The 2,500-nt window shown below is 53.0% G+C and carries 2 tRNA genes and 1 rRNA gene; all 3 read right to left on the bottom strand.

The features are described 5' to 3' along the window. Positions 1 to 137 precede the first annotated feature (137 nt). Positions 138 to 211 (bottom strand) — tRNA-Ala (locus tag IL356_RS20090). A 125-nt stretch (positions 212 to 336) separates the two neighbouring features. After that, positions 337 to 410, bottom strand: a tRNA-Ile gene (locus tag IL356_RS20085). 172 nt (positions 411 to 582) lie between these two features. Then, positions 583 to 2,110 (bottom strand): 16S ribosomal RNA (locus IL356_RS20080). Between the last annotated feature and the right edge of the window lie 390 nt (positions 2,111 to 2,500).

Below are 2,500 nucleotides of genomic sequence, written 5' to 3'. Positions count from 1 at the left end.
GTCCTTTTGTTTCGCTATTCTATTGCGTACTCTTTACTTTAAAATTCGTGTGTTTTTCTTCAAAGTACACCCTATAAAGAATGTACCCTGTCCCAATATGTCAATGAACCTTTATGCCGAACAACGTTCGGCAATCGTGGAGAATATCGGAGTCGAACCGATGACCTCCTGCGTGCAAGGCAGGCGCTCTAGCCAGCTGAGCTAATCCCCCATTTCCCTAGTGAAGAGTCATGAGCCGTGAGTTATGAGTCTATAACCCGCAATAACTCGCCCCTAGAATTTCCTTTTCAATAACTTGTTTAATGAACGTACCGTCCGCATAAAATTCGCGGATCGTAGTCCCGGGCAGACTCGAACTGCCGACCTCTACATTATCAGTGTAGCGCTCTAACCAGCTGAGCTACGGGACTGTCCCGCGACCGCAAAACTGCGACCGCTTTATATCGTTGTATACCTTGGAGACATCTTTACTTTTTACCTGAGCATTTATATCGGAACGTTCGAACAACAGTTAGGGGACGGGGCACGGTGGGTTTGCCCTATCGGCGATGGTGCCCTTCCGGCCATGCCGGAAAGCTCTAGAAAGGAGGTGTTCCAGCCGCACCTTCCGGTACGGCTACCTTGTTACGACTTAGCCCTAGTTACCGATCTTGCCCTAGGCCGCTCCTTGCGGTGACGGACTTCAGGCACTCCCGGCTTCCATGGCTTGACGGGCGGTGTGTACAAGGCCCGGGAACGTATTCACCGGATCATGGCTGATATCCGATTACTAGCGATTCCAGCTTCACGGGGTCGGGTTGCAGACCCCGATCCGAACTGTGACCGGTTTTGTGGATCCGCTCCTGCTCGCGCAGTGGCTTCCCGCTGTACCGGCCATTGTAGCACGTGTGTAGCCCAGGACGTAAGGGCCGTGATGATTTGACGTCGTCCCCACCTTCCTCGCGGTTTGCACCGGCAGTCCCGTTAGAGTCCCCATCTTGACATGCTGGCAACTAACGGTAGGGGTTGCGCTCGTTATAGGACTTAACCTGACACCTCACGGCACGAGCTGACGACAACCATGCAGCACCTTGTAGGTGGTCCGAAGAAAGGGGCGTCTCTGCCCCATGCAACCTACATTTAAGCCCTGGTAAGGTTCCTCGCGTATCATCGAATTAAACCACATGCTCCACCGCTTGTGCGGGCCCCCGTCAATTCCTTTGAGTTTCATTCTTGCGAACGTACTCCCCAGGTGGGATACTTATCACTTTCGCTTGGCCGCCCAGGCCTCAAGGGCCCGGACAGCTAGTATCCATCGTTTACGGCGTGGACTACCGGGGTATCTAATCCCGTTCGCTCCCCACGCTTTCGTCCATCAGCGTCAGTACATACTTAGTAAGCTGCCTTCGCGATCGGTGTTCTATGTAATATCTATGCATTTCACCGCTACACTACATATTCCGCCTACTCCAGTATGACTCAAGACCGCCAGTATCAAGGGCAGTTCTACGGTTGAGCCGCAGACTTTCACCCCTGACTTAACGGCCCGCCTACGGACCCTTTAAACCCAATGATTCCGGATAACGCTCGGACCCTCCGTATTACCGCGGCTGCTGGCACGGAGTTAGCCGGTCCTTATTCTTACGGTACCGTCAGTACCCTACACGTAGGGTGGTTTCTTCCCGTATAAAAGCGGTTTACGACCCATAGGGCCTTCTTCCCGCACGCGGCATGGCTGGATCAGGCTCCCGCCCATTGTCCAATATTCCTCACTGCTGCCTCCCGTAGGAGTCTGGTCCGTGTCTCAGTACCAGTGTGGGGGATCCCCCTCTCAGGGCCCCTACCCATCGTCGCCATGGTGGGCCGTTACCCCGCCATCTAGCTAATGGGACGCATACCCATCCCCTACCGTAACCTTTAACCGTAAATGCCATGCGGCAATACGGTACCATGCGGTCTTAATCCAAATTTCTCTGGGCTATCCCGCAGTAGGGGGCAGATTGTATACGCGTTGCGCACCCGTGCGCCGGTCGCCGGCGGAAAAGCAAGCTTTTCCCCGCTGCCCCTCGACTTGCATGTGTTAGGCCTGCCGCTAGCGTTCATCCTGAGCCAGGATCAAACTCTTCATCGTTGATTCGTAAATATATTCGCGCCAACGCCGATAAGTCCTCCCGGCCCCGTCTCTCTATCTGTGTTATCTTTTATTCCAAAAATACTCTTGGTTAGCTCGCCTGCTGCCGGTCTTAAATTCCGACCTTCGCGGCTCGCTATGTCTCCTCAGTATGTCAATGAACTTCTCTATGCTTTCGCCTCTCCCGACATCGGCCCCTCGGCGTCTGTCTCTCAAAGCGGGTGCAAATTTACAACTGTTTTTTTATCCTGCAACCTTTTTCCGAAATTTTTTTTTCGAAACCTCTCCCGCATCAAAAACCCAGTATGTAAAGGAACCCTCGCCCCAACGAGACCATCTCGTTTCGGGGCTGCAAATGTAACACTGTTTTTTAAATCCACAACAGTTTTT

It is taken from the genome of Euzebyella marina, assembly GCF_014855515.1.
Classification (GTDB): Bacteria; Bacteroidota; Bacteroidia; order Flavobacteriales; family Flavobacteriaceae; genus Euzebyella; species Euzebyella marina.
The sequence above is the reverse complement of the archived record's forward strand: the minus strand, read 5'-3'. Positions and strand labels throughout refer to the sequence as shown.